Origin of the sequence: Streptomyces sp. NPDC021020 (assembly GCF_044333285.1) — a bacterium.
GTDB lineage: Bacteria > Actinomycetota > Actinomycetes > Streptomycetales > Streptomycetaceae > Actinacidiphila.
The window spans coordinates 306,677-331,386 of sequence record NZ_JBIRQQ010000005.1 but is presented as its reverse complement, the minus strand read 5'-3'; the positions used below and the strand labels follow the sequence as shown (position 1 = coordinate 331,386).

26 protein-coding genes are annotated in these 24,710 nt (G+C 74.4%); 8 read left to right on the top strand and 18 right to left on the bottom strand.

Annotated elements, in window-relative coordinates:
• Nucleotides 1-22: 22 nt before the first annotated feature.
• A complete protein-coding gene (locus ACH4SL_RS16760; protein WP_398445954.1) occupies nucleotides 23-814 on the bottom strand; it encodes an MBL fold metallo-hydrolase in 792 nt (263 codons plus the stop codon).
• Between the two features lie 96 nt (nucleotides 815-910).
• On the opposite strand from ACH4SL_RS16760, the gene ACH4SL_RS16755 reads away from it, so the two are divergent.
• Complete coding sequence (locus ACH4SL_RS16755) at nucleotides 911-1,519, top strand: ABATE domain-containing protein (RefSeq protein ID WP_398445951.1); 609 nt, start codon at nucleotides 911-913, stop codon at nucleotides 1,517-1,519.
• A gap of 20 nt (nucleotides 1,520-1,539) precedes the next feature.
• Nucleotides 1,540-2,706: a methyltransferase domain-containing protein gene (locus ACH4SL_RS16750; RefSeq protein WP_398445949.1), complete on the top strand. Its 1,167-nt coding sequence runs from the start codon at nucleotides 1,540-1,542 to the stop codon at nucleotides 2,704-2,706.
• Here the strand turns inward: ACH4SL_RS16750 and ACH4SL_RS16745 are convergent.
• From ACH4SL_RS16745 to tsaB, 6 genes are all read right to left on the bottom strand, one after another.
• Nucleotides 2,703-3,332, bottom strand: a complete 630-nt coding sequence (locus ACH4SL_RS16745) for a hypothetical protein (RefSeq protein WP_398445947.1) — start codon at nucleotides 3,330-3,332, stop codon at nucleotides 2,703-2,705. The genes ACH4SL_RS16750 and ACH4SL_RS16745 overlap by 4 nt on opposite strands.
• On the bottom strand, nucleotides 3,326-3,844 hold the full coding sequence (locus ACH4SL_RS16740) for a hypothetical protein (RefSeq protein ID WP_398445944.1): 519 nt from the start codon (nucleotides 3,842-3,844) through the stop codon (nucleotides 3,326-3,328). Before ACH4SL_RS16740 ends, ACH4SL_RS16745 begins: the two co-directional genes overlap by 7 nt.
• Nucleotides 3,845-3,911: 67 nt before the next feature.
• Nucleotides 3,912-4,169 (bottom strand): hypothetical protein, encoded by a 258-nt coding sequence (locus ACH4SL_RS16735; RefSeq protein WP_398445942.1) that lies wholly within the window; start codon nucleotides 4,167-4,169, stop codon nucleotides 3,912-3,914.
• Nucleotides 4,170-4,171: 2 nt separating this feature from the next.
• Nucleotides 4,172-5,263 (bottom strand): tRNA (adenosine(37)-N6)-threonylcarbamoyltransferase complex transferase subunit TsaD, encoded by a 1,092-nt coding sequence (tsaD, locus tag ACH4SL_RS16730; protein ID WP_398445940.1) that lies wholly within the window; start codon nucleotides 5,261-5,263, stop codon nucleotides 4,172-4,174.
• A gap of 11 nt (nucleotides 5,264-5,274) precedes the next feature.
• A complete protein-coding gene (gene rimI, locus ACH4SL_RS16725; protein ID WP_398446644.1) occupies nucleotides 5,275-5,739 on the bottom strand; it encodes a ribosomal protein S18-alanine N-acetyltransferase in 465 nt (154 codons plus the stop codon).
• A 50-nt stretch (nucleotides 5,740-5,789) separates the two neighbouring features.
• Nucleotides 5,790-6,455: a tRNA (adenosine(37)-N6)-threonylcarbamoyltransferase complex dimerization subunit type 1 TsaB gene (tsaB, locus tag ACH4SL_RS16720; protein ID WP_398445938.1), complete on the bottom strand. Its 666-nt coding sequence runs from the start codon at nucleotides 6,453-6,455 to the stop codon at nucleotides 5,790-5,792.
• 101 nt (nucleotides 6,456-6,556) lie between these two features.
• Between tsaB and ACH4SL_RS16715 the strand changes: the two genes are divergently transcribed.
• Nucleotides 6,557-7,096 carry a hypothetical protein gene (locus ACH4SL_RS16715; RefSeq protein ID WP_398445936.1) on the top strand — a complete coding sequence of 180 codons (540 nt, stop codon included), beginning with the start codon at nucleotides 6,557-6,559 and terminating at the stop codon, nucleotides 7,094-7,096.
• Nucleotides 7,097-7,406: 310 nt separating this feature from the next.
• Here the strand turns inward: ACH4SL_RS16715 and ACH4SL_RS16710 are convergent, their stop codons facing one another.
• The 4 genes from ACH4SL_RS16710 to alr form a co-directional block, all read right to left on the bottom strand.
• The gene (locus ACH4SL_RS16710; protein ID WP_398445934.1) at nucleotides 7,407-7,553 is read right to left on the bottom strand and encodes a hypothetical protein; all 147 of its coding nucleotides are present in this window, start codon (nucleotides 7,551-7,553) and stop codon (nucleotides 7,407-7,409) included.
• 231 nt (nucleotides 7,554-7,784) lie between these two features.
• Nucleotides 7,785-8,330 carry a tRNA (adenosine(37)-N6)-threonylcarbamoyltransferase complex ATPase subunit type 1 TsaE gene (gene tsaE / locus ACH4SL_RS16705; RefSeq protein ID WP_398445932.1) on the bottom strand — a complete coding sequence of 182 codons (546 nt, stop codon included), beginning with the start codon at nucleotides 8,328-8,330 and terminating at the stop codon, nucleotides 7,785-7,787.
• 43 nt (nucleotides 8,331-8,373) lie between these two features.
• The gene (locus ACH4SL_RS16700; protein ID WP_398445930.1) at nucleotides 8,374-9,591 is read right to left on the bottom strand and encodes an alpha/beta fold hydrolase; all 1,218 of its coding nucleotides are present in this window, start codon (nucleotides 9,589-9,591) and stop codon (nucleotides 8,374-8,376) included.
• Entirely contained in the window at nucleotides 9,584-10,735 is a 1,152-nt protein-coding gene (gene alr / locus ACH4SL_RS16695) for an alanine racemase (protein ID WP_398445927.1), read from the bottom strand. Before alr ends, ACH4SL_RS16700 begins: the two co-directional genes overlap by 8 nt.
• 71 nt (nucleotides 10,736-10,806) lie before the next feature.
• Between alr and ACH4SL_RS16690 the strand changes: the two genes are divergently transcribed.
• Nucleotides 10,807-11,229 (top strand): SRPBCC family protein, encoded by a 423-nt coding sequence (locus tag ACH4SL_RS16690; protein ID WP_398445925.1) that lies wholly within the window; start codon nucleotides 10,807-10,809, stop codon nucleotides 11,227-11,229.
• Nucleotides 11,226-11,705, top strand: a complete 480-nt coding sequence (locus tag ACH4SL_RS16685; protein WP_398445923.1) for a MarR family winged helix-turn-helix transcriptional regulator — start codon at nucleotides 11,226-11,228, stop codon at nucleotides 11,703-11,705. Before ACH4SL_RS16690 ends, ACH4SL_RS16685 begins: the two co-directional genes overlap by 4 nt.
• Before the next feature lie 38 nt (nucleotides 11,706-11,743).
• Here the strand turns inward: ACH4SL_RS16685 and ACH4SL_RS16680 are convergent, their stop codons facing one another.
• On the bottom strand, nucleotides 11,744-13,702 hold the full coding sequence (locus ACH4SL_RS16680) for a YncE family protein (RefSeq protein WP_398445921.1): 1,959 nt from the start codon (nucleotides 13,700-13,702) through the stop codon (nucleotides 11,744-11,746).
• Nucleotides 13,703-13,843: 141 nt separating this feature from the next.
• Nucleotides 13,844-15,256: an NAD(P)H-hydrate dehydratase gene (locus ACH4SL_RS16675; protein ID WP_398445919.1), complete on the bottom strand. Its 1,413-nt coding sequence runs from the start codon at nucleotides 15,254-15,256 to the stop codon at nucleotides 13,844-13,846.
• Nucleotides 15,257-15,331: 75 nt separating this feature from the next.
• Between ACH4SL_RS16675 and ACH4SL_RS16670 the strand changes: the two genes are divergently transcribed.
• Both ACH4SL_RS16670 and coaA read left to right on the top strand, forming a co-directional pair.
• Nucleotides 15,332-15,700, top strand: a complete 369-nt coding sequence (locus ACH4SL_RS16670; protein ID WP_398445917.1) for a holo-ACP synthase — start codon at nucleotides 15,332-15,334, stop codon at nucleotides 15,698-15,700.
• 462 nt (nucleotides 15,701-16,162) lie between these two features.
• On the top strand, nucleotides 16,163-17,143 hold the full coding sequence (gene coaA, locus ACH4SL_RS16665; RefSeq protein WP_398445915.1) for a type I pantothenate kinase: 981 nt from the start codon (nucleotides 16,163-16,165) through the stop codon (nucleotides 17,141-17,143).
• 145 nt (nucleotides 17,144-17,288) lie between these two features.
• On the opposite strand, the gene glmM is transcribed toward coaA, so the two are convergent.
• The 4 genes from glmM to ACH4SL_RS16645 form a co-directional block, all read right to left on the bottom strand.
• Nucleotides 17,289-18,647, bottom strand: coding sequence for a phosphoglucosamine mutase (gene glmM, locus ACH4SL_RS16660; protein ID WP_398445913.1), 1,359 nt, complete (start codon nucleotides 18,645-18,647; stop codon nucleotides 17,289-17,291).
• Nucleotides 18,648-18,999: 352 nt separating this feature from the next.
• Complete coding sequence (gene rpsI / locus ACH4SL_RS16655; RefSeq protein WP_398445911.1) at nucleotides 19,000-19,515, bottom strand: 30S ribosomal protein S9; 516 nt, start codon at nucleotides 19,513-19,515, stop codon at nucleotides 19,000-19,002.
• A gap of 39 nt (nucleotides 19,516-19,554) precedes the next feature.
• Nucleotides 19,555-19,998 carry a 50S ribosomal protein L13 gene (gene rplM, locus ACH4SL_RS16650; protein ID WP_031524745.1) on the bottom strand — a complete coding sequence of 148 codons (444 nt, stop codon included), beginning with the start codon at nucleotides 19,996-19,998 and terminating at the stop codon, nucleotides 19,555-19,557.
• Between the two features lie 270 nt (nucleotides 19,999-20,268).
• Complete coding sequence (locus ACH4SL_RS16645; protein WP_398445908.1) at nucleotides 20,269-21,891, bottom strand: ABC-F family ATP-binding cassette domain-containing protein; 1,623 nt, start codon at nucleotides 21,889-21,891, stop codon at nucleotides 20,269-20,271.
• Nucleotides 21,892-22,081: 190 nt separating this feature from the next.
• Between ACH4SL_RS16645 and ACH4SL_RS16640 the strand changes: the two genes are divergently transcribed.
• Entirely contained in the window at nucleotides 22,082-23,659 is a 1,578-nt protein-coding gene (locus tag ACH4SL_RS16640; protein ID WP_398445906.1) for a hypothetical protein, read from the top strand.
• 123 nt (nucleotides 23,660-23,782) lie between these two features.
• Here ACH4SL_RS16640 and truA read toward each other — a convergent pair whose 3' ends face one another.
• Nucleotides 23,783-24,640 (bottom strand): tRNA pseudouridine(38-40) synthase TruA, encoded by an 858-nt coding sequence (truA, locus tag ACH4SL_RS16635; RefSeq protein ID WP_398445904.1) that lies wholly within the window; start codon nucleotides 24,638-24,640, stop codon nucleotides 23,783-23,785.
• Nucleotides 24,641-24,710: the final 70 nt, after the last annotated feature.

The following is a 24,710-nucleotide window of genomic DNA, read 5'->3' as shown; positions in this document are numbered from 1 at the left end:
ACGACCGGAGCGGCCCGCGGGCTCAGGCGCGGCGCGACCAGTCCTTGTCCAGGCGGTCGGTCAGGCCCGCCGCCGCGAAGGCGGTGAGCAGGTCGGCGCGGCCCTCGGTGAAGTGGGCCCAGCTGTCGTGGTGGGCCGGGACGACGCGGCGGGCGGCGAGGATGCGGGTGGCTTCGGCGGCCTGGGCGCTGTCCAGGACGAGGGGGGCGCCGTCGAAGAGCGCGGGGAAGCGGGGGGCTCCCGCGAAGAGGACGGCGGTGTCCACCGGGGCGAAGCGCGCGGCGATCTCCCGGACGGCGTCCAGGGAGGCGTTGTCGCCGCTGACGTAGACCGTGGGCAGGCCCTCCCCGGTCAGGACGAAGCCGACGACCTGGCCGGTGGACGGCTCGACCTGCTCGCGCGGGCCGGGGCCGTGGATGGCGGGCACGGCCGTGACGGTGACGGCGCCGCCGTCCGGGCGCTCCAGCTCGACCGTCTCCCAGTCGGCCAGGCCCCTGGCGCTCCCGCCGAGGCGCTCGCCGCCACCGGGGGTGGTCAGGGTGAGGGGGACGTCGGCGAGCAGGGCGCGGCCGGAGTCGTCGAGGTTGTCGGCGTGCTCGTCGTGGGAGAGCAGGACGACGTCGACGCGGCCGAGGTCGGCGGGGGTGCCGCTGGCGGGGGCGGTCTTGGTCAGGACCGGGCGGCCGGGGCGGCTGTAGTCGCCGGGGCCGTCGAACGTCGGGTCGGTCAGGAACCGCAGGCCGCCGTACTCGAACGCGGCGGTCGGGCCGCCGAACGTACGGACGGGGAACTGGTCGGCGGTGGGCTGGGACATCACGTCTCCCTCGTTTCTCACGTGAAAACGCCTCGTTTTCCGTGAAGTCAGCCTAGGCAAGCATCACGGAAAAACGCAAGCGCTACCATGAGAGGCATGGACGACACCCCGGCCACCGGCACCGCGCAGCCCGCCCTGCCCCCGGCGCCCGGCGCCGACCGGTACCGCTCCCTGGACTTCGCCGACACCGCCGCGCACCTGCCCGCCGGGCAGAGCTACGACCAGCTCGCGACCCCCGCGTCCGCCACGATCTGGCTCACCGCGCACGACCTGATCGGCCCGGACGTGCGGGTCTACGAGATCTGCACGCAGCGGATGCGCACGCTGCGCACGCACGTACGCGCCCTCTTCGCCGCCCGCGTCGAGGGCACCGCCCCGCCCGAGGCGTCCCTGCACGCGCTCAACACGGCGCTCACGGCCGTCCCCACCGCGCCCCTGCTCGCCTGGGGCGAGGCCGAGGGCCCGCACCGCGTCCAGGAGCACCCCACCGACGAGGCCGTCAACCACGTGCTGGCCGCCCTCGCCGCCGACGCCGCCGACCTGCTCACCGGCCCCGACGCCGGCATCCTCGCCGCCTGCGGCTCCGCCCCCTGCGACCGCTTCCTGCTGCGCACCCACGGCCGCCGCCACTGGTGCTCCACCCGCTGCGGCGACCGCGCCCGCGCCGCCCGCGCGTACGCCCAGCGCGGCGCCGCCTCCGGCTGACGGCGGGGGAGAATGGGCGGGTGACGCCCGAGGACCTGGACATACTGCTGGCGCCCGGCGGACAGGAGCTGCTTGCGGCCCTGCGCGGGCACGACCCCGCCGACGACCTCGCCGTCGCGACCCGGCTGCGGCGGACGTACGAGGCCCCGCTCGTCGCCGCGGCCCTCACGCAGACGCGGCTGCGGCAGCGCGGCGCCGCGAAGTTCGGGGCCGACGCCGAGCGCATGTACTTCACGCCGCACGGCCTGGAGCAGTCCACGCGCGCGGCCGTCGCCGACCACCGCGCCCGGCGGTTCGCCGCGTCCGGCGCCGGCGGCGTCCTCGACCTGTGCTGCGGGGTGGGCGGGGACGCGCTCGCCCTGCTGCGCGCGGGCCTGGCGGTCACCGCGGTCGACCGCGACCCGCTGACCTGCGCCGTCGTACGGGCGAACGCCGACGCGCTGGGGCTCGGCGAGCGGCTGGAGGTCGTGTGCGCGGACGTCGCGGACGTCGGCCCCGGCGACCACGACGGCGTCTTCGTCGACCCCGCCCGCCGCACCGCCCGCGGCCGCGTCTTCGACCCCGAGGCGTATTCACCGCCCCTGTCCTGGGCGCTGGAGGCCGCCGCGAAGGGCGCGCCGGGCGCGGTGAAGGTCGCGCCGGGCATCCCGCACGAGGCGGTGCCGCCGGGCGCGGAGGCCGAATGGATCTCGGACGGCGGCGACGTCAAGGAGGCGGTGCTGTGGTTCGGCGCCCCCGGCGTCTCCAGGCGGGCGACCCTGCTCCCCTCCGGCGCCACCCTCACCGGCCGCGGCCTCCCCGACCCGCAGGTCCGCCCCGTCGCCCGCTACCTGTACGAGCCGGACGGCGCCGTCATCCGCGCCCACCTCGTCGCCGAGGCCGCGGAGGAGCTGGACGGCGGCCTCGTCGATCCGACCATCGCCTACATCACCGCGGACGAGCTGCGCCCGACCCCGTACGCCACCGCGTACGAGATCACCGACGTCCTCCCCTTCCACCTCAAGCGCCTCAAGGCCCTCCTCCGCGAACGCGAGGTCGGAACCCTGACGGTGAAGAAGCGCGGCTCCGCGGTCGACCCCGAAGACCTCCGCCGCCGCATCCGCCCCCAGGGCCCGAACGCGGCGACCGTCTTCCTGACGCGGGTGGCGGGGGCCCCCACGATGCTCCTGGGGCACCCGGCGGGTTAGCCGCGCGGCAGCGGCTCGCTGACGGTCAGGCCCTTGTCCAGGGCCGTCACCAGGGCGTCCGCGAGGGGCGGGAAGCGGGGGGTGGCCCACTCGTGGGTCAGGGTGAGGAAGGCGAGGAGGTCTTGCTGGGCGGTGTGGAGGATCGAGGGGAGGGTGGGCAGGGGGATCCGCACCGGGGGGCATGAGGGGGGCTCGGGGGCTTCGGCGCCGTCGGGCCAGAGGTGGACGGCGCCGGGGTGGTGTTCGAAGCGGGGGGACGGGGCGTGGCCGAGCCACAGGGATTCGCCGGCCGGGACGTCGAGCCATTCGCGCCAGTCTTCCAGGCCGCAGCAGCAGCCGGGGGTGACGGTGGTGCCGGTCGCGGTGTCGTGGAAGCGCAGGCCGCCCGGGGCGAGGATCTTCTCCGCCTCCGCCAGGCCGCGTATCAGGCCCTCCGCGTCCGTGGGGTAGTCGCCGTCGCCCGCCCGCGCGTTGTAGTCGGCGAGCATCGCCAGCGCGCTGCCCACCTCCTCCGCCGTCATCCGGCCCGACAGCGGCGCGAACTGGTACGGCGGGAAGCCGGCCACCGGCCAGAAGGGGAAGTCGCGGACCTCCGGGGTCTCCAGCACGGGCTCGACGATCAGCACCCCGTCGCCTCCCTCAGCTCCTCCGGGGGCCGTCCGGCCAGGTAGCGGCGGGCCGCCTCGACCGCCTCCGCGAGGAAGTGGTCGTGGGAGACGTCCCAGCTGTCGCTCCAGTCGTCGAGGTTGTTCGCGCAGATCACCAGCTCTTGCAGCTCCTCGGGGTAGCCGAGTTCCGTGGCGACGGTCCAGATGTCGTACGCACCGGCGGCGGGGTCGAGCGAGCCCTCGGCGATGCGGGCGGCGGTCCAGGTGGCCAGCGCCCACTGCGCGGCGACGGGGTCGGCGGGCGGGTGGAAGCGGAGGCCCAGCTCGTCCAGGACGTCGTCGAAGAGCGCGTGGGCCTCGGGCTCCTCCCGCTTCAGGAGGCCGGCCAGCAGGGCGAGGGACGGGGCGTCGACGTCGGCGAGGAGGGCGTCCAGACCTGCCTGGATGAGCCGGTCGGAGCCGGTGTACCGGCCGAACGCCTGCTCGCGGCCTATCGTGTCGAGCTGCTTGAGCGCTTCGTCGCGGGTCATCCGAGGTCCCCCGGTCGGCGGCTGGGAGCAGCAGGCTCGCACACCGCCCGGCGCGGCCACCACCGGGTTACGGCTCCTCCACCGCCACCGACGTGAAGCGCCAGCGGTGGACCTCGCGGCGGGTCAGCTCCTCCGGCGGGGAGGGCAGCTCCACCGCGTCGTCCGCGGACGGCCACCAGGTCAGGACGAGGACGCGGTCGCCCGGCGCGGTGAAGAACTCGCGGCGCAGGTACGGGCCGGGCGGGGCGGCGGCGCGGGCCCAGGCCAGGAGGGCGGGGCCGGCGCCGGGGGCGGCGGCGGCCTCCCACATCGACGTCAAAGGCATGCTCAGCCGTAGAGGTTCTCGGCGGAGACCTCGTGGACGTGCTCGTGGGTGTGGCCGGGGACGGAGACCTCCGTGACGGGGAGGGAGGAGTCGGCCGGGAGGTCGAGGGTGGAGGCGGCGCGGCCGCGGGCGACCATCTCGGCGCCGAGGGCGGCGACCATCGCGCCGTTGTCCGTGCACAGGCCGGGGCGGGGGACGCGCAGCCGGATCCCGGCGGCCTCGCAGCGCTCCATGGCGAGCGAGCGCAGCCGGGAGTTCGCGGCGACACCGCCGCCGATCATCAGATGGTCGACGCCGTTGTCCCGGCACGCGCGGATCGCCTTGCGGGTCAGGACGTCCACGACGGCCTCCTGGAAGGACGCGGCCACGTCCGCGACCGGCACGTCCTGGCCGTCGCGGCGGCGGGCCTCGACCCAGCGGGCCACGGCGGTCTTCAGGCCGGAGAAGGAGAAGTCGTAGAGCGGGTCGCGGCCGCCGGTGAGGCCGCGGGGGAAGGCGATCGCGGCGGGGTCGCCCTCGCGGGCGTGCCGGTCGATCGCGGGGCCGCCGGGGAAGCCGAGGCCGAGGACGCGGGCGACCTTGTCGAAGGCCTCGCCGGCCGCGTCGTCGATGGTCGAGCCCAGCGGCCGCACGTCGGAGGTGATGTCCGGGGCGAGCAGCAGCGAGGAGTGGCCGCCGGAGACCAGCAGGGCCATCGTCGGCTCGGGCAGCGCGCCGTGTTCGAGCTGGTCGACGCAGATGTGCGACGCGAGGTGGTTGACGCCGTAGAGCGGCTTGCCGAGCGCGTACGCGTACGCCTTCGCCGCCGACACGCCGACGAGCAGCGCGCCCGCGAGGCCGGGTCCGGCGGTCACCGCGATGCCGTCGAGGTCGCGGGCGCTGATCCCGGCCTGCTTCAGGGCCCGCTGGATCGTCGGAACCATCGCCTCCAGGTGGGCGCGGCTGGCGACCTCGGGGACGACGCCGCCGTAGCGGGCGTGCTCGTCCACGCTGGAGGCGACCGCGTCGGCGAGCAGCGTGTGCCCGCGCACGATTCCGACGCCGGTCTCGTCGCACGAGGTCTCGATGCCGAGTACGAGGGGTTCGTCAGCCATGGGTTCGTTCCTCAGCCGTTGTCGATGTTCATTGCCGGGTCGGCGCGGCGCATCACGAGCGCGTCGATGTTGCCCGGCTGGTAGTAGCCCTTGCGGAAGCCGATCGGCTCGAAGCCGAACCGCTCGTAGAGCCGCTGCGCGCGCGGGTTGTCGACCCGCACCTCCAGCAGCACCTCGTGGCATTCCGCGTCCGTCGCGGCCTGGAGCAGCGCCCCGAGCAGCCGGGCGCCGAGCCCGGTGCCCCAGTGGTCGCGGGCGACGGCGATGGTCTGCACGTCACCCGTCCCGGCGACCGCGGCGAGCCCCGCGTAGCCGACGACACGTCCCTCGGACGTCTCCGCGACGAGGTACGTGCGGGTGGCCGCCGGGTGCCGGGCGTCGGCCAGCTCGGACCAGAACATGCCGCGCGACCAGGCGTCGTCGGGGAAGAGGTCGTGTTCGAGGCCGATGACGCGGTCCAGGTCCCACCAGCGCATGTCCCGCAGCAGCACCGCCGCCGCGTCGGGAGCCGTACGAGGGGCCGTGCTCACGTCGGCAGGACCGCCTTGTAGCCGGCCGGCACCTGCGCGTCCGGGCGGCGCAGGTAGAGCGGCAGCGGCGGCAGGAAGTCCGCGCCGGTCGCGAGCCGGTGCGCGGCGAGCGCCGCGAGCGCGCCGGCGGACTGGTGCGCGGGGTCGGGGCGGCGGTCCGGGAAGGCGTCGGGGTAGAGCGCGGCGCCCGCGCCGACCGCGGGCAGCGCGCGGACGTCCTCCGGCAGGTCGGCGGCGCGGTCCACGGCGGGCTCCGTGACGCGCGCGGCGGGGCCGTCGTAGCGCGCCCAGTACACCTCTTTGCGGCGCGCGTCGGTCGCGACGGTGAAGGGCCCTTCGAGCCCGGCCTCCCCCGCGGCCCACGCGAGCCCGTCGAGCGTGCACACGCCGTGCACGGGTACGCCGAGGGCGTCGCCGAAGGAGGCGGCGGTGACCAGGCCGACGCGCAGACCCGTGTACGGGCCCGGGCCGACGCCGACGACCAGGCCGGTGACCTCGTCCAGCGCGCGCCCCGCGGCGGTCAGCACCCGGTCGACGGCGGGCACGAGCAGCTCGCCGTGCCGGCGCGCGTCGACGACCGTGGACTCGGCGAGCACCCGCTCCCCGTCGTGCAGGGCGGCGGTCACGGCGGGCGTGGCGGTGTCGAAGGCAAGCAGCAGCACGCCCCCCAGGGTACGGGCAGCGCCCGCGGCCCCGTTCCGCCGGTCACCGCGGCTGCTACCGTCAACGGGGAGCGAGCGCGCAACCGGAGTGGAGGACACCCGTGGCAGTCAAGGCCGGCACCCTGGTCTCCGGGTTGACCGCGGGCGCGATCGCGATCATCGCGGTCCTCGCGGCCCAGGCGTCGGGCTCCGCCCCCAAGACGCCCGCGGCGCACTCGGCTCCGCCGCCGAAGAAGTCCGCGACCGTCAAGCCGACCCCGAAGTCGTACCCGCTGCCGCCGCACTCGGGCATAGGCAAGCGGGTCGTCTACAGCATCGGCCAGCAGCGGGTGTGGCTCGTCGACGACGGCAACAAGGTGCAGCGCACGTACGCGGTCGTCGCGGGTGACGTGAAGCCCACGAAGGGCATCCACCACGTCTTCTTCCGCCGCGACCTCGGTACGGGCGGCGACGGCAAGCAGGTCGAGCACACCGTGCTGTTCGCTACCCGCGGGGTGGCGAACATCGGCTTCAGCGCCGCGGTGGACGGTTCCCTCCCGAAGCCGGGCGCCCACAGCTCCGCGATCCGCGCGGGACGCGCCGACACGACGGCGCTCTGGCAGTTCGCGACGATGGGTCTTGCGATCAATGTGATGGCGTGACGCGCCGGGCTGCCCCTCGCGGTGGCCCGCGCGACCTTCTGCCGGTGGGGGCTGAGCGCGCAGTTCCCCGCGCCCCTTTTCGCGCGGGGCTGCCCCTTGCGGTGGAGTCCGCGATCTTCCCGCCGTCGTGGCTTGTCGCGCAGTTCCTCGCGCCCCTGGTTTGTTGCCCTGCGCGGCAGACGCGAACTCTTACCGCGCAGGGTGAGCGTTTTTAGGGGCGCGGGGAACTGCGCGCGCAACCCACCACCGGGGGAAGGTCCCGGTACAGGCGCAAGTGGCAGCCTGGAGGGCTCACCCGAACCCGGAAGGGTTACGCCGCGTCCCGGGACGGGGGGACCTCCGCGGGCGCGGGCTCCGCGGGCGCGGCCGGCGGGGGTGGGGGCGGCGTGGAGACGAGGCGCGCGGCCTCCGCCGAGGCCAGCACGTCCTTGAACTCAGGCGCCGCAGGCACAGGCATCGTGACCTCCCCGAACGGTGGAAGTTAGGCAGCCCTAACAAAGGGTACCGGAACCAGGACATCACGGTCCGGCCCCGTACGCAACAACTTCCCGACAGCCTGTCGGTTCATGCCCCCCGGGCGCCCCGGCGCACGCGAGCGCGCCCGGCGCACACGCCCCCCGCGGCGCACGCCGCCCCGTGCTCCCGTACGCCCGCGCCCCGCGACACCGCGGCCACGGAGCGTCACGCGCTACGGGACGAGCGGCGAAAGCTCCACAGCCGCCCAGCGCGGCCCGATGCCGCTCACCGTCACGATGCGCGCGTCGTCGTCCGCGTCCGGCGCGGAGCCGACCGTGCGCTCGATGACGACCTGGAGCCGCGCCTCCGACAGCTCCTCGACCTTGCCCTCGCCCCATTCGACGACCACCACCGACTCCGGCAGCGAGACGTCGAGATCGAGGTCCTCCATCTCGTCGAGCCCGCCGCCCAGGCGGTACGCGTCGACGTGGACCAGCGCGGGGCCGCCGGTCAGCGAGGGGTGGACGCGGGCGATGACGAAGGTCGGGGACGTGACGGCGCCGCGGACGCCGAGGCCCTCGCCGAGCCCGCGGGTCAGCGTGGTCTTGCCCGCGCCCAACTCCCCGTTGAGCAGGACCAGGTCGCCGGGCCCGAGCAGGGCGGCGAGCCGCCGGCCCAGGTCGCGCATGCGCTCGGGGGTGCGTACGGTGACGCGGACCGCGGGGGGGAGGCGGTCCTGCGTGCCCGTCGGGTGGCGGTCGTCGTGCGGTGTGCCCATGTACGGGAAGCCTACGCGCCGTACGCCCCCGATCCGCCGCACGTCACCCGCCGTACACGGGCTGTGCATCACCCGCTGCGGCCAGTTCGCGCAACCCGTCGCCGACCGGCGCGCGGACGGAGTCGGCGGCGTGCGCTATGAGCCGGGCGAGCGCCGGGTTGACGACGTCGGGGCGCTCGAAGGTCACCAGGTGGCCCGCGCCGGGGACGATCAGGACCTCGGCCGCCGGCAGCCGCTCGGCGATCTCGGTGCTGTGGGCGCTCGGCGTGAGCAGGTCCTTGTCACCGGCGAGCACGAGCGCGGGCAGCCCGTCGAGGACGGCGAGCGCCTCGCCCTTCTCGTGCTCGGTGAAGGCGGGGTAGAACTCGGCGACGACGTCGATCGGCGTGGACTCGATGAGCCGCTCGGCGAAGCGCTCGACGCCGGGCTCGACGTCCGAGCCGAACGAGTAGCGCTTGATGACGCCCGCGAACAGCTCGGCGGTCGCCTTCCGGGCGCGCTCCACCAGCTCGGCCTGGCTGCCCATGATCCTCAGCAGGCCCGGCGCGACCGCCCGGAAGGCCCGCGCGCCGACCGCGGGCAGCCCGAGGGTGACGGCGGCGAGCTTGCCGGACGAGGTCGAGAGGAAGCCGGCGCCCGCGACGCGCTCGCGCACGTACTCCGGGTACTGGTCGGCGAAGGCCATCACCGTCATGCCGCCCATCGAGTGCCCGACGAGCACGACCGGGCCCTGCGGCACAGCCGCGTCCAGCACCGCCTTCAGGTCGCGGCCGAGCTGGTCGATGGTGACCGGGCCGCCCGCGGCCTGGTCGCGGCCGCGCTCGCTGCGGCCGTGGCTGCGCTGGTCCCAGTAGACGGCCCGTACGGTGCCGCGCAGCACGGCCCGCTGGAAGTGCCAGGCGTCCTGGTTGAGGCAGTAGCCGTGGCAGAAGACCACGGTGAGCGGCGCGGGCTCCGCCGCGGCCTCGCGCCGCCTGCGCCAGCCGCGCCGGGCGGGCTCGGGCACGGGCTCGGCCGGCTCGTCCGTCTCGTAGTACAGCTCGGTGCCGTCCTCGGCGACGGCCGTGCCCGGCTGCCCGCGCAGGCTGCCGTACGGGCCCGCGGCGTCCAGCGCCAGCTGCGCCTTGCGGCGGACGCTGCGCCCGACCGTGACCCGCTCGATGGCCACCCCGGCGGCCGCGCCCGCGGCCACCACGCCGATGGCCGCGCCGACCAGCCCGGCCCGCTCCCACTTCACGCCGTCTCCCACCGGCTCAGGCACACCCGTCGTACACCCGCGGGACGCGCGGGCCGATGCGTGTGACGATCTCGTACGCGATCGTGCCGCACGCGCGCGCCCAGTCCTCCGCGGTGGGCTCGCCCCGGTCGCCGGGGCCGAACAGCAGCGCCTCGTCGCCCGCGGACGCGGCGTCTCCGCCGAGGTCCACCACGAACTGGTCCATCGCCACCCGCCCGGCCACCGTCCGCCACTTACCCGCCACCAGGACCGGCCCGGCGCCGGACGCGTGCCGCGGCACACCGTCCCCGTACCCCACGGGGACCAGCGCAAGCGTCGTCGGGCCCGGTGTGACGTAGTGGTGGCCGTAGCTGACGCCGTGGCCGCCCGGCACGTCCTTGACGTTCGCCAGCCGCGCGGCCAGCGTCATCACCGGCCGCAGCCCGAAGTCGGCGGGGCCGCCCACCTGCGGCACCGGCGAGATCCCGTACATCGCGACGCCCAGCCGGACGAGGTCGAAGTGCGACTCGGGCAGCGTCAGGGTGGCCGGCGAGTTCGCCATGTGCCGCACCTCGGGCTCGAGACCGGCGTCCGCGGCCTGCTCGACGGCCCGCCGGAAGACCGCGAGCTCCCGGGCGATCGACGGGTGCCCCGGCTCGTCCGCGCAGCTGAAATGCGCCCACACGCCCGTGACCTGGACGAGCCCGGCCTTCTCCGCCGCCCGCGCCGCCGCGGTCAGCGCGGGCCACTGGGCGGGCTGCGCCCCGTTGCGGCCGAGCCCCGCGTCGATCTTGAGCTGGACGCGCGCGGGGCGGCCCGCGGCCTGCGCCGCCGCCACGGCCTCGGCGAGCGCCCACTGCGCGCTGACGGTCACGTCGACGTCGGCCTCGACGCACGCGCGCCACGGCCCGCCGGGCGTCCACAGCCAGCACAGCACGCGGGCCTGCTCCGGCCCGATGCCCGCGGCGCGCAGCGCGAGCGCCTCCTCGGGTGTCGCCACGCCCAGCCAGCCCGCGCCCGCCTCCAGCGCGGCGCGCGCGCACGGCACCGCGCCGTGGCCGTACGCGTCGGCCTTCACGACCGCCATGAAGGCCGCGCCGGGGGCCTTCGCCCGCAGCGCGGCGACGTTCGCCCGCAGGGCGGCGAGGTCGATGCGGGCCCATGCGCGCTGGTTCACCATGTCGTTCATCCAGGTCAGTGTGTCAGGCGCGCACGCCGGCTGCCCTTGACGGGAGATTAGTATGCGCGCATACTAATCGCATGATCACGCTGGCTACCGCACAGATCACGTCCTCCGCGTCCCCCGAGGCCTTCTTCGCCCGCTGGGCCGACATGGAGACCTGGCCCGAGTGGAACACCGACACCGAGTGGGTGCGGCTCAAGGGCCCCTTCGTCAAGGGCGCCAAGGGCGAACTGAAGCCCAAGGGCGCGCCGAAGGTGCCGTTCGTCGTCACGGCGCTCGTGCCCGGCCGGGAGTTCACGGACGTCTCCAAGCTGCTCGGCGCGCGGCTCACCTTCCGCCACCTCGTCTCCGTCACGGGTGAGGGGTCCACCCGGGTGGACGTCACCGTGACGATGCGGGGGCCGCTGGCGCGGATCTGGAACCTCGCGCTGGGGAAGGGGATCGCCGCCTCCCTCCAGCCCGACCTGGACCGTCTCCGCGCCGCCGCGGAGGGCGCGTGACCTCGGGCGCCGCCGAGCCGAGCGAGGGGCTCGCCACCGGGCACGCGTCCGCCGAGGAGAGCACCGGGCTGCTGCTGTGGCAGGTCACCAACCGGTGGCAGGCCGCGCAGCGCGCCGCGCTCAAGCCGTACGGGCTCACGCACGTGCAGTTCGTACTGCTCGCGTCGCTGACCTACCTCCAGGCTGCGGAGGCGCCCGCGCCCGTGACGCAGCGCCGCCTCGCCGACCACGCGGCGACGGACCCCATGATGACCTCGCAGGTCCTGCGCGCCCTGGAGGCCCGCGGCCTGCTCACCCGCGGGCCCCACCCGCACGACGCCCGCGCCCGCACCCTCTCCGTCACCCCGGAGGGGCGCTCCCTCGCGAACGCGGCGGTCGCCGCCGCCGAGGCGTGCGACGCCGCCTTCTTCGCGCCGCTCGCGGCGGCGGCCCCCGCCTTCACGCGGGCCCTGCGCGCCCTGCGCCCGGCGGGCTGAGCCGCCGGGCGCAGGGTGTGACCGTCGTACGGAGCCGGTCAGTTGGTGAAGTAGATGTACTGCCAGGCGCCGTACGTCGTGGTGTTCATGATGTCGCCCGACCTGGTGTCGAGGTACGCGGCGCGCACCCGGGCGCGGACGCCGGACTTCCCCGGGTGCCCCAGGTCGACGTTGCACCTGCCGCTGGTGCTGAGCGGGAAGTACTCCGACGCGGTCGTGTACCACTTGCCCTTGTAGTAGATCTGGAGGTCGAGCCGCTCCTTGCGGCCCTTGTAGTACGTCATCGCGGTGTTCACGACGGCGTCCTTGTTCTTGTGGAAGTAGTAGTACTTGGTCTTGCCGATCTTGCCCGTCTTGTAGTACTTGGTCATCCAGCTGGTGATCTTCACCCGGGTGTAGACGCGGGACTTGACCGTCCGCGGCGCGTACTGCGCGTCACCGCGGAAGACGACCGTCACATCGGTGTCGCGGGTGAGGCCGACGGTGCCGTACACGTTGCCCTTGGAGTCGACCTTGGCCGTCCGCACCAGCTTGTTCGGCTTGTCCGAGCCGTACGGGTCGGCCCAGATCTCCACCGTGCGGTTGGTGTACGTGCTGCCGAGGTGGGCGGTGAAGGAGACGTTCTTGCCGTAGTCGTACGTCTTGCCCGCGTTGCTGAGCGTCAGGGCGGGCGTGGCACGCGAGACGGCGACGGTGTCCGACGCGGACACCGCGTTGTGCGCGGCGTCCCCGGCGTACGTCACCGTGTAGCGCACGGTGCTGCCCGCCGGGGGCACGTCGGTGAAGGAGAAGGTGCCGTTGGCGCCCAGCGGCCTGGTGCCGAGGGACTTGCCGCCCGGGGACAGCATGTCGGTGCGCACCACGGTCAGCGGCGTGCCCGCGGGCGGCACCAGACCGGCGGTGAGGGTGCCCTTGACCGTGAGCGTCTTGGCGCGCGTCGCCGACGCCGGGGCGTCGACGGTGAGCTTGGTGACGTACGTCCGCGGGCTGGTCAGGGTCTGGAACCGCATGGGGACGGAATTGCCGGTCAGCACGTAGAGCTGCGCACCGTCCGCCGACCAGGACAGCTCGTGCCCGAAGCGCGGCATGGTCTCCGCCGACAGGTTGCGCACGCTCGCCGGGGCGTCGGCGCCGCCGGGGAAGACGTACGTGTCGCCGGTGTCGGCGCTGTCGAAGGTGGTCGCCGCGACCGTGCCGTCCGGGGCGACGCTGACCGACTCGGCCTCCTCGGCGACCGGGTACTGGTGCACCGCCTGGAGGTCGGAGAGCCGGAATTCGGTGACCGCGTCCCGCCGCGGCCCGGCGACGACGATCGACTGCCCGTCCGGTGTGAAATCGGCGTCCCGGTAGAAGCCGCCCTCGTTCGCGGTGACGCGGATGACCGGGGTGCCGGACGACACGTCGTAGACGACGATCGGCCCGGTGCTGATGCCGCCGTCCAGGGCGACCAGGGTGTCCGGGTTCGCCGGGTCGGCGTAGAGCATCGGCGTGCTGGCGAAGTCGTGGTCGCCCGCGAGGTCGAGCGTCACCGTCGCCGGGGCGGCGGTCAGGTCCACCTCGCCGAGCCCGGAATCCCACTGGTCGCCGTAGCCGAACCAGATCCGCCCCTCGGTGAGGGCGATCCGGCGCGGCGCTGTGCCGGCGCCGGTCGGGTACTCGGCGGTCTGCGCGAGCGTCGCGGTGTCGAAGGCGACGATCTTGTCCGCGCCGGTGACGGCGGCGTACAGCGTGCCGCCGTCCGGGCTCAGCTGGAGGTCGGTCACCCCCGGCAGGCCGGTGAGCCTGCTGAGAATCCTGCCGGTGGTGTCGGTGACGCAGATCGCGCCGTCGGTGCTGAGGTAGATGTGCTGGTGGGCGCCGTCGACGACGGTGTCGGTCACGGTGCCGATGGCGAAAAGGGTCGCGTTGGCGTCGGCCGCCGCCGGGACGGCGGTGAGCACCACGGAGCCGAAGAGGGCCGCCGTGACGATGGCAGCCGGAAGTGTGCGCTTACGCACGATGTTTTTGAACCCCCCAAAACATGCGGCCGCTGTGTGCGGCCTGTGTCGGCCAGGTGGCCGGTGAGTGAAGAATAGGGCAGGAGTACGACATTCCGCGCGGCACCCGCCCACTTCCCCCGGAGGAGCTGAAACCGCAGGTCAGGACGTTGTGGAGCGCCACGCGGTGGGCAAGGTGTCGGCAACGTCCATCGCCGAGAGCGGCCCGCCCGCCAGGCGCGCGGCGAGGCCGTGCAGATAGGCGGCGGCGGAGGCCGCGTCGAGGGCCGGGAGACCGCCGGCCAGCAGGGAGCCGGCGAGGCCGGAGAGGACGTCACCGCTCCCGGCGGTGGCCAGCCACGCCGTCCCGGTGGCGTTCACCCGCACCGCTCCCCTGCCGGGCGCCGCCACCAGCGTGGTCGAGCCCTTGAGCAGCACGGTCGCCCCGAAGTGCCCGGCCAGCTCCCGCACCGCGGCCAGCCGCGACGCCTCGACGTCCTCCCGGGCCCGCCCGAGCAGCGCCGCCGCCTCCCCCGCGTGCGGGGTGAGCAGCGTGGGGGCGCTACGCGCCCGTACCGTCTCCCGGTCCATCAGCCGCAACCCGTCCGCGTCGACGAGCACGGGTACGTCCGCGGCCAGCACCTCCGCCACCGCCGCCCGCGCCTCCGCGTCGTCCCCCAGCCCCGGCCCGACGACCCACGCCTGCACCCGCCCCGCGGCGTGCGGCGAACCGGTCGACACCAGTACCTCCGGGTGCCGCGCCAGCACCGCCGCGCCACCCCCGCCGACGTACCGCACAGCCCCGGCCCCGCCCCGCAGCGCCCCCGAGACGGCGAGCACGGCCGCCCCGGGATACCGGTCGGACCCGGCCACCACACCGACCACCCCGCGCCGGTACTTGTCGCTCTCCCCGCCCGGCCGCGGCAGCAGCCGCGCGAGGTCGGCGTGCTGCAGCGCCTCCAGCTCCGGCGCGCCGAGCTCCAGCCCGATGTCGACGAGCCGCAGCGCCCCGGCGTGTCCGGCTCCCGGGTCGACGAGCAGACCGGGCTTGTACGTCCCGAAGGTCACCGTCGCATCGGCCCGTACGGCCGCACCCGCGACCTCGCCCGTGTCCGCGTCGACCCCGCTGGGCAGGTCGACCGCCACCACCGCGCCCCGCACCGCGTCCATCAGCTCGGCGGCGTTCTCCCGCAGCGCGCCCTTGCCCCCGATCCCGACGATCCCGTCGAACACGAGGTCGGCCCGCCGCAACGCGCCCGCGCCCTCCGCCACCCGCCCGCCCGCGGCGAGCAGCGCGGCCAGCCCCTCCGCGTGCGCCCGCTCCGGCGCGAGCAGCACCGCCGTCACCCCCGCCCCCCGCCGGGCCAGCCGGGCCGCGGCGAAGAGGGCGTCACCCCCGTTGCTGCCGCTCCCGGCGAGCACCGCGACCCGCCGCCCGTACACCCGCCCCAGTACGTCCGCCCCCACCGCCGCGAGCCCGGCGGCGGCCCGCTGCATGAGCGCCCCCTCCGGCAACCGCGCCATGAGCACTGCCTCGGCGTCCCGCACGGCCTGCACCGTATGCGCGTACCTCATCCGGAAACCCTCCCGTCCGCCTTTCCTCCGACCATACGGACGCCGCCCGCCCCCAGCACCTCTAAACTGCTGCCCGTGATCATCGGAGTGGGCATCGACGTCGCGGAGATCGAACGCTTCGGCGCGGCTCTCGACCGCACCCCCGGGCTCGCCGAACGCCTCTTCACCCCGAACGAGCTCAAGCTCCCCTCCGGGGAGGACCGCGGCATCGCCTCCCTCGCCGCCCGCTTCGCCGCGAAGGAAGCGCTTGCGAAATCCCTCGGGGCCCCTGCGGGCCTGAGCTGGCTCGACGCGGAAGTAGTCACCGAGGACTCGGGCCGTCCTCGCCTCACCGTCCAGGGCACCGTCGCCGCTCGCGCCGCCACGCTCGGCGTCCGCGCCTGGCACCTCTCCCTCAGCCACGACGCGGGCGTCGCCTCCGCGGTGGTCATCGCCGAGGCCTGACCCCGGCGGGGGCCGCTTAGCGGCTTCCCGCCGCGGGAGGGTGCCCGCGCCTAACGGCGCGGGGTGTTTCCCACCCGCACCACCCGTGCAGATAGTGGGCGGGTGCACGCCCCCCTGTGGGGGTGACTCACCATCGGCGGCGAACCGCAGTCCCTGGGACATCTCCCCCACCGGCAGGCAGCCGCCATTCCGGCCGGGAGGGGGACGGTGCGGGGTGCCCCCGCAGGAATGCGCACGCAAGACCCGCCACCCACGGCACGAGGTCACACGCGCATTCCGAGGAGGTGCCCCGTGCCGGCACCCGACCCCATCCCCGCACGCAGCGCGCGATGCCCCGCCGGGTACACCAGGGGCGCGAGGAACTGCGCGAGCAACCACCCACCCACCGCAACGTCCCGGCACGGACGGGACCAGCCCCCCCCGGGGGGAACCCGCACCGCACGCCGCTGCGAAAATGCGTACGTGCCCACCCCCTCACCCACCCAGCAGGCCGCAGGGCCATTCGTCGACCTCACCCGGCAGCAGTGGAGCGCCCTGCGCGACCGCACCCCGCTTCCGCTCACCGCCACGGAAGTGGAGAAGCTGCGCGGCCTCGGCGACGTCATCGACCTCGCGGAGGTCGAGGAGGTCTACCTCCCGCTCTCCCGCCTGCTCAATCTGTACATCGCCGCCCACAGCGGCCTGCGCGGCGCCCTCAACACCTTCCTCGCGGGCACCGCGGGGGACGGCGGCGCGCCGCAGCCGGGGACGCCCTTCGTGATAGGGGTGGCCGGCAGCGTCGCGGTCGGGAAGTCGACGACGGCCCGCCTCCTGCAGGCGCTGCTCGCCCGGTGGCCGGAGCACCCGCGGGTGGAGCTGGTCACGACCGACGGCTTCCTCCACCCGAACGCCGAGCTGGAGCGCCGCGGGCTGATGTCGCGCAAGGGCTTCCCGGAGTCGTACGACCGGCGCGCGCTGACCCGGTTCGTCGCGGACGTGAAGTCCGGCGCGTCGGAGGTCACCGCCCCGGTGTACTCGCACCTGTCGTACGACATCGTGCCCGGCGAGCGGCTGGTGGTGCGCCGCCCGGACATCCTGATCGTCGAGGGGCTGAACGTGCTGCAGCCCGCGCTGCCCGGCAGGGACGGCCGCACCCGCGCGGGCCTCGCGGACTACTTCGACTTCAGCGTGTACGTCGATGCCCGCACCGAGGACATCGAGCAGTGGTATCTCGGCCGCTTCCGGAAGCTGCGGGAGACGGCGTTCCAGAACCCGGACTCCTACTTCACGAAGTACACCCGGGTGGCGGAGCCCGAGGCGATGGACTACGCGCGGATGATCTGGCGCACGATCAACCGCCCGAACCTGGAGGAGAACGTCCTCCCCACCCGCGGCCGCGCGACCCTGGTGCTGCGCAAGAACGAGGTCCACAAGGTCCAGCGCCTGTCGCTGCGCAAGCTCTAGGGAGCAGTGCGGGCCCCGGAGGCCGGCCCCGGCCCCAGAAGCGGCCGCGCCCGGCGGAGAAGCAGCCGCGCCCGGCGAGGGTGAAAGCCCCCGCCGGGCGCGGCCCGCCCGAACCCGGGGAAGCCCCCCGGAAAAGCCCCCGCGGCTAGCCGAGCGCCGACTTCACCGCGTCCGCGAGCCGCCCGGCCACCGCGCGCGCGTGGTCGATGTCCGCGGCCTCGACCATGACGCGCACCAGCGGCTCCGTGCCGGACGAGCGCAGCAGCACGCGCCCGGTGTCGCCGAGCTCGGCCTCCGCCTCGGCGACGGCGGCGGCGAGGTCCGGGGAGGTGGCGACGCGGCTCTTGTCGACGTCGGGGACGTTCACGAGCACCTGCGGCAGGCGCTGCATGGCGGACGCGAGGTCGGCCAGCGAGCGGCCGGTCTCGACGACGCGGGCGGCGAGCAGCAGGCCGGTCAGCGTGCCGTCGCCGGTCGTGGCGTGGTCGAGGACGATGACGTGGCCGGACTGCTCGCCGCCGAGCGCGAAGCCGTGCTCCTTCATGGACTCCAGGACGTAGCGGTCGCCGACCGCGGTCTGCACGAGGGTGATGCCCTCGCGCTCCATGGCGAGTTTGAAGCCCAGGTTGGACATGACCGTGCCGACGACGGTGTCGTGCCGCAGCCGGCCGTGCTCGCGCAGCGCGAGCGCGAGGATGGAGAGGATCTGGTCGCCGTCGACCTCCTCGCCGTTGCCGTCGACGGCGAGGCAGCGGTCGGCGTCGCCGTCGTGCGCGATGCCGAAGTGCGCGCCGTGTTCGAGGACGGCGGCCTTGAGCGGCTCCAGGTGGGTGGAGCCGCAGCCGTCGTTGATGTTGAGGCCGTCGGGGCGGGCGCCGATCGTGACGACCTCGGCGCCGGCCCGGGAGAAGGCCTCGGGCGACACGCGGGACGCGGCGCCGTGCGCCTCGTCGAGGACGACCTTGAGGCCGTCGAGGCGGTTGGGCAGGACGCCGATGAGGTGGGCGACGTACTGGTCGAAGCCCTCGTCGTAGTCGCGGACGCGGCCGACGCCGGCGCCGGTGGGGCGCACCCAGGGCGCGCCGGTGCGGTGCTCCTCGTACATCGTCTCGATGCGCTCTTCGAGGTCGTCGTCGAGCTTGTGGCCACCGCGGGCGAGGAACTTCACCCCGTTGTCGGGCATGGCGTTGTGGCTCGCGGACAGCATGACGCCGAGGTCGGCGCCCAGCGCGCCGGTGAGATACGCCACCGCCGGGGTGGGCAGCACACCGACCCGCAGGACGTCCACACCCGCGCTCGCGAGGCCCGCGACGACGGCGGCCTCCAGGAATTCGCCGGAGGCGCGTGGATCGCGCCCGACCACCGCGACGGGCCGGTGCCCGGCGAAGCTGCCGGCCTCGGCGAGTACGTGCGCCGCGGCGACCGACAGGCCGAGAGCCATCTCGGCGGTGAGATCCGCGTTGGCGATGCCCCGCACCCCGTCGGTACCGAAGAGTCGTCCCACTGTTGTGTCCTCCGATGTGTTGCAGCTGCGCTGCCGTCTCGGCGGTGTGCTGCGCCTGCGGCGCGCCCGCGGCGCGTCGTGCTGGACGGGCCCTGCGCGCCGTCCGGTGCCGCCTGTGCCGTCCCGGTACAGGTCTGGCAGCTCTTTGACGCCCGACGCCCTGTCTTTGGTTGTATCAGTCGTACAACCCGATGTCGCACAAGCGGACGTCCTACAACCCGATTTATACGCGTGCGGCGCCCCATGCGAACGCCCCGGAGGCCATGGTGTGCCTCCGGGGCGTTGCGATACGGCTGCGGCGTGCCGCCGGTGACGGCGACCCGCGCGTATGGCCCAGCCGAGGGGCCGGCGATCAGCGCTTGCTGAACTGCGGCGCCTTGCGGGCCTTCTTCAGACCGGCCTTCTTCCGCTCGACCGCGCGGTCGTCACGGGTCAGGAAGCCGGCCTTCTTGAGCGGGCCGCGGTTGTTGTCGACGTCCGCCTCGTTGAGCGCGCGGGCGACGCCCAGGCGCAGCGCACCGGCCTGGCCGGAGATGCCGCCGCCGCCGATGCGGGCGATCACGTCGTAGCGGTTGTCGAGTTCGAGCACCTTGAAGGGCTCGTTGACTTCCTGCTGGTGCACCTTGTTCGGGAAGTAGCCCTCAAGGGTGCGACCGTTGATCTTCCACTTGCCGCTGCCCGGGACGATCCGGACGCGGGCGATGGAACGCTTGCGGCGGCCGGTGCCGGCAGCCGGCTGCGGGTCGCCGAAACGCGAGGCGAGGGACTCGGAGGTGTACTCCCCCTCGACGGCCTCGGACTCGAAGGTGGTGATCTCCTCGTAGGACTCTTCGCCCTCGACGACGTTCTCGGCAGTGGTCTCAGCCACGACTCTCCTCTGATTCCTTCTGGTAGCTGGTGGCCGGAACTACTGCGCGACCTGGGTGATCTCGAACGGCACCGGCTGCTGGGCAGCGTGCGGGTGCTGGTCGCCCGAGTAGACCTTGAGCTTGGAGAGCATCTGACGGCCCAGGGTGTTCTTGGGGAGCATGCCCTTGACGGCCTTCTCGATCGCCTTCTCCGGAGCCTTGGCAAGCAGCTCGTCGTAGCGCACCGACCGCAGACCGCCCGGGTAACCGGAGTGGCGGTAGGCCATCTTCTGGGTGCGCTTGTTGCCCGAGAGGTGGATCTTGTCGGCGTTGATGACGATGACGAAGTCGCCGGTGTCCACGTGGGGCGCGTAAATGGGCTTGTGCTTGCCCCGCAGGAGGGTCGCGGCCTGGGTCGCCAGACGGCCCAGGACAACATCCTGCGCGTCGATGACGTGCCACTGGCGCTGAACGTCGCCGGGCTTGGGGCTGTACGTACGCACGGTCGTAGCCTTCGCTTCTTCTCAGTAGTGGTTTCTCCCGCTCGCCCGCAGGCCGCGGAAGAAGGGTCCTGACAAGGCCACCCGGACGATCACGACAGCCATGGCGGCACACGGCGACGCAACCGTGTCCCTGCCGCTGGTCATCGGCCCGGCGGACCGGCGTAAGGGCCCCTCACGTGAGATAGAGCAAGCCAATACGCATAACAAAGCAAGAGGATACCCGGGCGCCCCCGGCAGGGTCAAAACGCGCCCCTTCGGGTGACGGGCCCCTCATCGCTCCCGCACGACCCGCGGCTCGTCCCACACCGGCTCCCTCGTCTCGCGTACGGTGCCGTCCGCCGCGAAGAGCAGGAAGCGGTCGAAGGTGCGGGCGAACCAGCGGTCGTGCGTCACCGCGAGCACCGTGCCGTCGTAGGACTCCAGGCCCTCCTGGAGGGCCTCGGCGGATTCCAGGTCCAGGTTGTCGGTGGGCTCGTCCAGCAGCAGGGCCGTGGTGCCCTGGAGCTCCATGAGCAGGATCTGGAAGCGGGCCTGCTGCCCGCCGGACAGCTTGTCGAAGGGCTGGTCGCCCTGCCGCTCCAGCTCGTAGCGGCGCAGCACCGACATCGCGCGGCCGCGGTCGCGCGCGTGCTCGCTCCACAGGATGTCGACGAGGGTGCGGCCGGCCAGCTCGGGGTGGGCGTGCGTCTGGGCGAAGTGGCCGGGCACGACGCGCGCGCCGAGCCTGAAGTCGCCGGTGTGCGCCACGCCGTCGTCCCCCGCGAGCAGCCGCAGGAAGTGCGACTTGCCGGAGCCGTTGGAGCCGAGCACCGCGACCCGCTCGCCGTAGAAGACCTCCAGGTCGAAGGGTTTCATCAGGCCCGTGAGGCCGAGCTGCGCGCAGGTGACCGCGCGGACCCCGGTGCGGCCGCCCTTGAGCCGCATGCTGATCTCCTGCTCGCGCGGCGGCTCCTGCGGGGCGCCCGCGTCCTCGAAGCGCTTCAGCCGGGTCTGGGCCGCGTGGTAGCGGGAGGCCATGTCGGGGCTGATCGCCGCCTGCTGCCGCAGCCGCAGCACGAGCGCCTTGAGCTTGGCGTGCTCCTCGTCCCAGCGGCGGCGCAGCTCCTCGAAGCGGGCGAAGCGCTCCTTGCGGGCGGCGTGGAAGGTGTCGAAGCCGCCGCCGTGCACCCACGCGGTGGCGCCGGTCGGGCCGGTCTCGACGCTGACGATCTTCTCGGCGGTACGCGACAGCAGCTCGCGGTCGTGGCTGACGAACAGGACCGTCTTGCGGGTCTGCGCGATCTGCTCCTCCAGCCAGCGCTTGCCCGGCACGTCCAGATAGTTGTCCGGCTCGTCCAGCAGCAGCACCTCGTCGGGGCCGCGCAGCAGCGCTTCGAGCACCAGCCGCTTCTGCTCACCGCCGGACAGCGTCCGCACCTCGCGCCACTGGGCCCGCTCGTACGGGACACCGAGCGCGGCCGTCGTGCACATGTCCCACAGCGTCTCGGCCTCGTAGCCGCGCGCCTCCGCCCAGTCGCCGAGCGCGTGCGCGTACGCCATCTGCGCGGGCTCGTCGTCCTGCGCCATGATCGCCAGCTCGGCCGCGTCGACGGCCGCGGCGGCGGCCCGGATACGCGGGTGGGCGACGGAGACCAGCAGGTCGCGGACGGTCGAGTCGTCGCGCACGCTGCCGACGAACTGCCGCATCACGCCGAGCCCGCCGCTGAACGTGACGGCGCCGCCGTGCGGGGCGATCTCGCCGGAGATCAGCCGCAGCAAGGTGGTCTTCCCCGCGCCGTTCGCCCCGACGAGCGCGACGGCCGCGCCCTCCCCGACGCGGAAGGAGACGTCGCCGAGCAGCGCCCGCCCGTCCGGCAGGTAATACTCCAGGTGCGCTGCTTCCACATGTCCCATGCAGCCGATTGTCCCTGCCCGGCCGGATGCCTCCCAACCCGTTTTTGCCGCTCACAGGAGCCCGGCGCGCGGGCCGCGGACACCGCCGCGTACACAGCCCCGGGTACGGCCGCGGGGGCGGGGCGGGGCAAGGCGGGAGCGGGGCGGGCGGCGGTAGGCCGGTGGGCGGCGCGGCAATATGATGCGCGACATGACCGATGGCCCCGGGCAGCAGCCACCGCAGGAACCGCGCCGCAACGCCGCAGACGGCGAGCGCGAAGTCCTGGAGGGACGCGTCATCCCCTCCCGCCAGAACACCGCGGACCCGCGCGCGCAGTTCCGGCAGCAGCAGACCCCGCCCCCGCAGGCTCCCGAGCCCGGCCCGGCGTGGTCCCCGCAGCCCGACGCCGGTGCGCAGGCCGCGCCGCCCGCCGAGCCGCAGCCGGGCACGCCCTGGGCCCCCGGCCCCGGCGCGGGCGGACAGCAGCCGCCCGCGCAGGACGCGCCGCCGCGCGACACGGACCCGTCGACGCAAGTCATCCGCCCGGTGCCGCGCCACCGCGGCCCCGAGCAGCAGCAGGGCCCGGCGCCCGTCGAGCGCCCCGCGTACGCCGGTGAGCCCGCGCCCGCCCCGGCGCCCGGACCCGCTCCCGCGCAGCCGCAGCAGGCGTACGCGGCGACGCAGCAGACGCCGGTCGAGCCGCCGCCGTACGCGGGCCCGCAGCAGCAGCCGTACGCGGCGCAAGGGCAGGCCCCGGCTCCCGCGCCCGCGCCCGCCGCGCAGCAGCCGCCGTCGCACTACGTCCCGACGCAGCCGTACGGGGCCCAGCCCCAGCAGCAGGCCCCCGCACCGGCCCCGGCGCCCGCACCTGCCCCCGCACCCGCCCCGCAGCAGCCGGCCGTCCCGCGTCAGCAGCAGGCCCCGGCGCCCGCTCCCGCGCCCTCCCCCGCCCCAGCCCCCGCCTCGCGGGCGGACCGCGGCGGCGACAGCGGGAGCACCCCCGACTGGACCGCGCTCGCCGAGCAGCAGGAAGCTTCCGGCGCCCGCCGCAAGCGGGTCATGATGCTCACCGGCGGGATCGTCGCCGTCGCCGTGATCGCCGGAGGTGTCGCCACGGCCGTGGTGATGTCCGGCAAGAGCGGCGACGACAAGCCCGTCGCGTCCCCGTCCGCGTCCGGCAGCACGTCCGCGAGCCAGGAGCCGCTGCCGCCCGCCCCCTCCTTCTCCTCCGTCGCCCCGCCGCCCCCCGCGAACCCGCTCGACTACATCGGCACCGCCGCGAAGGACAAGGCGCCGCTCACCCCGGACAGCCTCTTCCCCGGCAAGCAGTTCGTGTGGGAGGGCCGTACGTACGCCAAGCAGAAGACCGACGTCACGACCTCCTGCGCCGCGAACGCCCGCGCCGCCCTCGCGACGGCGCTGCACGCCAACGGCTGCCAGAAGCTGATCCGCGCGACGTACACGAACGGCGACCTCGCCGTCACCGTCGGCGTGGCCGTCTTCCAGGACGCCGCCCACGCGAAGAAGGTCCAGGCCGTCTCGCAGTACGTCGCCCCCCTCAACGGCGGCGCCGCCCCCTCCTTCTGCCGCGCCGTCCGCTGCCAGATGACCTCCAACGCGGTCGGCCGCTACGCCTACTTCGCGATCTCCGGCTTCAGGAACGGCACGACGCTGGCCGCGAACGACACGGTGGGCAAGCAGGCGGCGAACGATGCGAGTGATTTCGCGTTCACGCGCATCGTCCAGCGCGGCAAGGACGCTGCCGCTGCGGATCCCTCTCGCCAGTAGCCCCCGCGGCGGGGGGTGGCCCGGCGGCGCACGCCCCGGGCTGCCCCTTGCGGTGGGCATCGCGACCGTCCGCCGGTGGTGGGCTGATCGCGCAGTTCCCCGCGCCCCTAAAACCGCTCCCCCTTACGCGCAGGTACCCCGCGGGGTGAGGGTCCTGAGGTTGCGGGATTCGGCGTTGCGCTGGGCCAGGAGGTGGGCCGGGGGGTAGCCGACCTCCTCCAGGGTGAGGCCGTGCGGGCGGACGACGTTGACGGCGGAGTGGCGGACCCGTCCGGCAAGGACCTCCGCGGGGAAGCCGACGTGCTTGTGCCCGTCGCCGACGAGGATCATCGCCCCGACGAGCGCCCGCACCATGTTGTGGCAGAAGGCGTCGGCCTTCACCGTGGCGACGGCCACCCCGTCGTCCTCCCGCCGCTCCCAGCTGACCTGGAGCAGCCGGCGGATCGTCGTCGCGCCCTCGCGCTTCTTGCAGTACGCGGCGAAGTCGTGCTCGCCAAGCAGCAGCTGCCCGGCCTCGTTCATGGCGGCGACGTCGACGGGCCGGTCGTGCCACAGGACGTGCCCGCGCAGCAGCGGGTCCACCCCGCCGGGGTGGTCCCCCACCCGGTAGGCGTACCGCCGCCAGATCGCCGAGAAGCGCGCGTCGAAGCCCGCGGGGGCCTGCTCGACGCCGAAGACCCGGACGTCCCACGGGAGCCGTCCGGCGAGGCGGCGCCGCAGCTTGTCGCGCTCGGCGTCCCACACCTCGCCCGGCAGGTCGACGTGCGCGACCTGCCCCCGCGCGTGCACGCCCGCGTCCGTCCGCCCGGCGACGGTCAGCTCGACGGGCTCCGCGAGCCGCAGCACCGTGCGGATCGCGTCCTCCAGCTCCCCCTGGACGGTCCGCCGCTCCCGCTGCTTGGCCCACCCGGAGAAGTCGGCCCCGTCGTACGCCAGGTCCAGCCGGACCCGTACGAAGCCGGGTGCGGGCTCGTCGCTCACGATCAGTCCTCCTCGAAACGGGGAACGGACCCGCACCCCCGGGAGGGTGCGGGTCCGTTCCGTCGACCTA

Bases quoted from the DNA above. Each gene is read 5' to 3' on its own strand.
- tsaE (WP_398445932.1), bottom strand. From the start codon at position 8,330: ATGGGCACACCGCACGACGACCGCCACCCGACGGGCACGCAGGACCGC.
- ACH4SL_RS16735 (WP_398445942.1), bottom strand. From the start codon at position 4,169: ATGCCTTTGACGTCGATGTGGGAGGCCGCCGCCGCCCCCGGCGCCGGC.
- tsaD (WP_398445940.1), bottom strand. From the start codon at position 5,263: ATGGCTGACGAACCCCTCGTACTCGGCATCGAGACCTCGTGCGACGAG.
- ACH4SL_RS16645 (WP_398445908.1), bottom strand. From the start codon at position 21,891: ATGGGACATGTGGAAGCAGCGCACCTGGAGTATTACCTGCCGGACGGG.
- ACH4SL_RS16710 (WP_398445934.1), bottom strand. From the start codon at position 7,553: ATGCCTGTGCCTGCGGCGCCTGAGTTCAAGGACGTGCTGGCCTCGGCG.
- ACH4SL_RS16675 (WP_398445919.1), bottom strand. From the start codon at position 15,256: ATGAGGTACGCGCATACGGTGCAGGCCGTGCGGGACGCCGAGGCAGTG.
- rimI (WP_398446644.1), bottom strand. From the start codon at position 5,739: ATGCGCTGGTGGGACCTGGACCGCGTCATCGGCCTCGAACACGACCTC.
- ACH4SL_RS16740 (WP_398445944.1), bottom strand. From the start codon at position 3,844: ATGACCCGCGACGAAGCGCTCAAGCAGCTCGACACGATAGGCCGCGAG.
- alr (WP_398445927.1), bottom strand. From the start codon at position 10,735: ATGAACGACATGGTGAACCAGCGCGCATGGGCCCGCATCGACCTCGCC.
- ACH4SL_RS16755 (WP_398445951.1), top strand. From the start codon at position 911: ATGGACGACACCCCGGCCACCGGCACCGCGCAGCCCGCCCTGCCCCCG.
- ACH4SL_RS16640 (WP_398445906.1), top strand. From the start codon at position 22,082: ATGACCGATGGCCCCGGGCAGCAGCCACCGCAGGAACCGCGCCGCAAC.
- ACH4SL_RS16690 (WP_398445925.1), top strand. From the start codon at position 10,807: ATGATCACGCTGGCTACCGCACAGATCACGTCCTCCGCGTCCCCCGAG.
- ACH4SL_RS16760 (WP_398445954.1), bottom strand. From the start codon at position 814: ATGTCCCAGCCCACCGCCGACCAGTTCCCCGTCCGTACGTTCGGCGGC.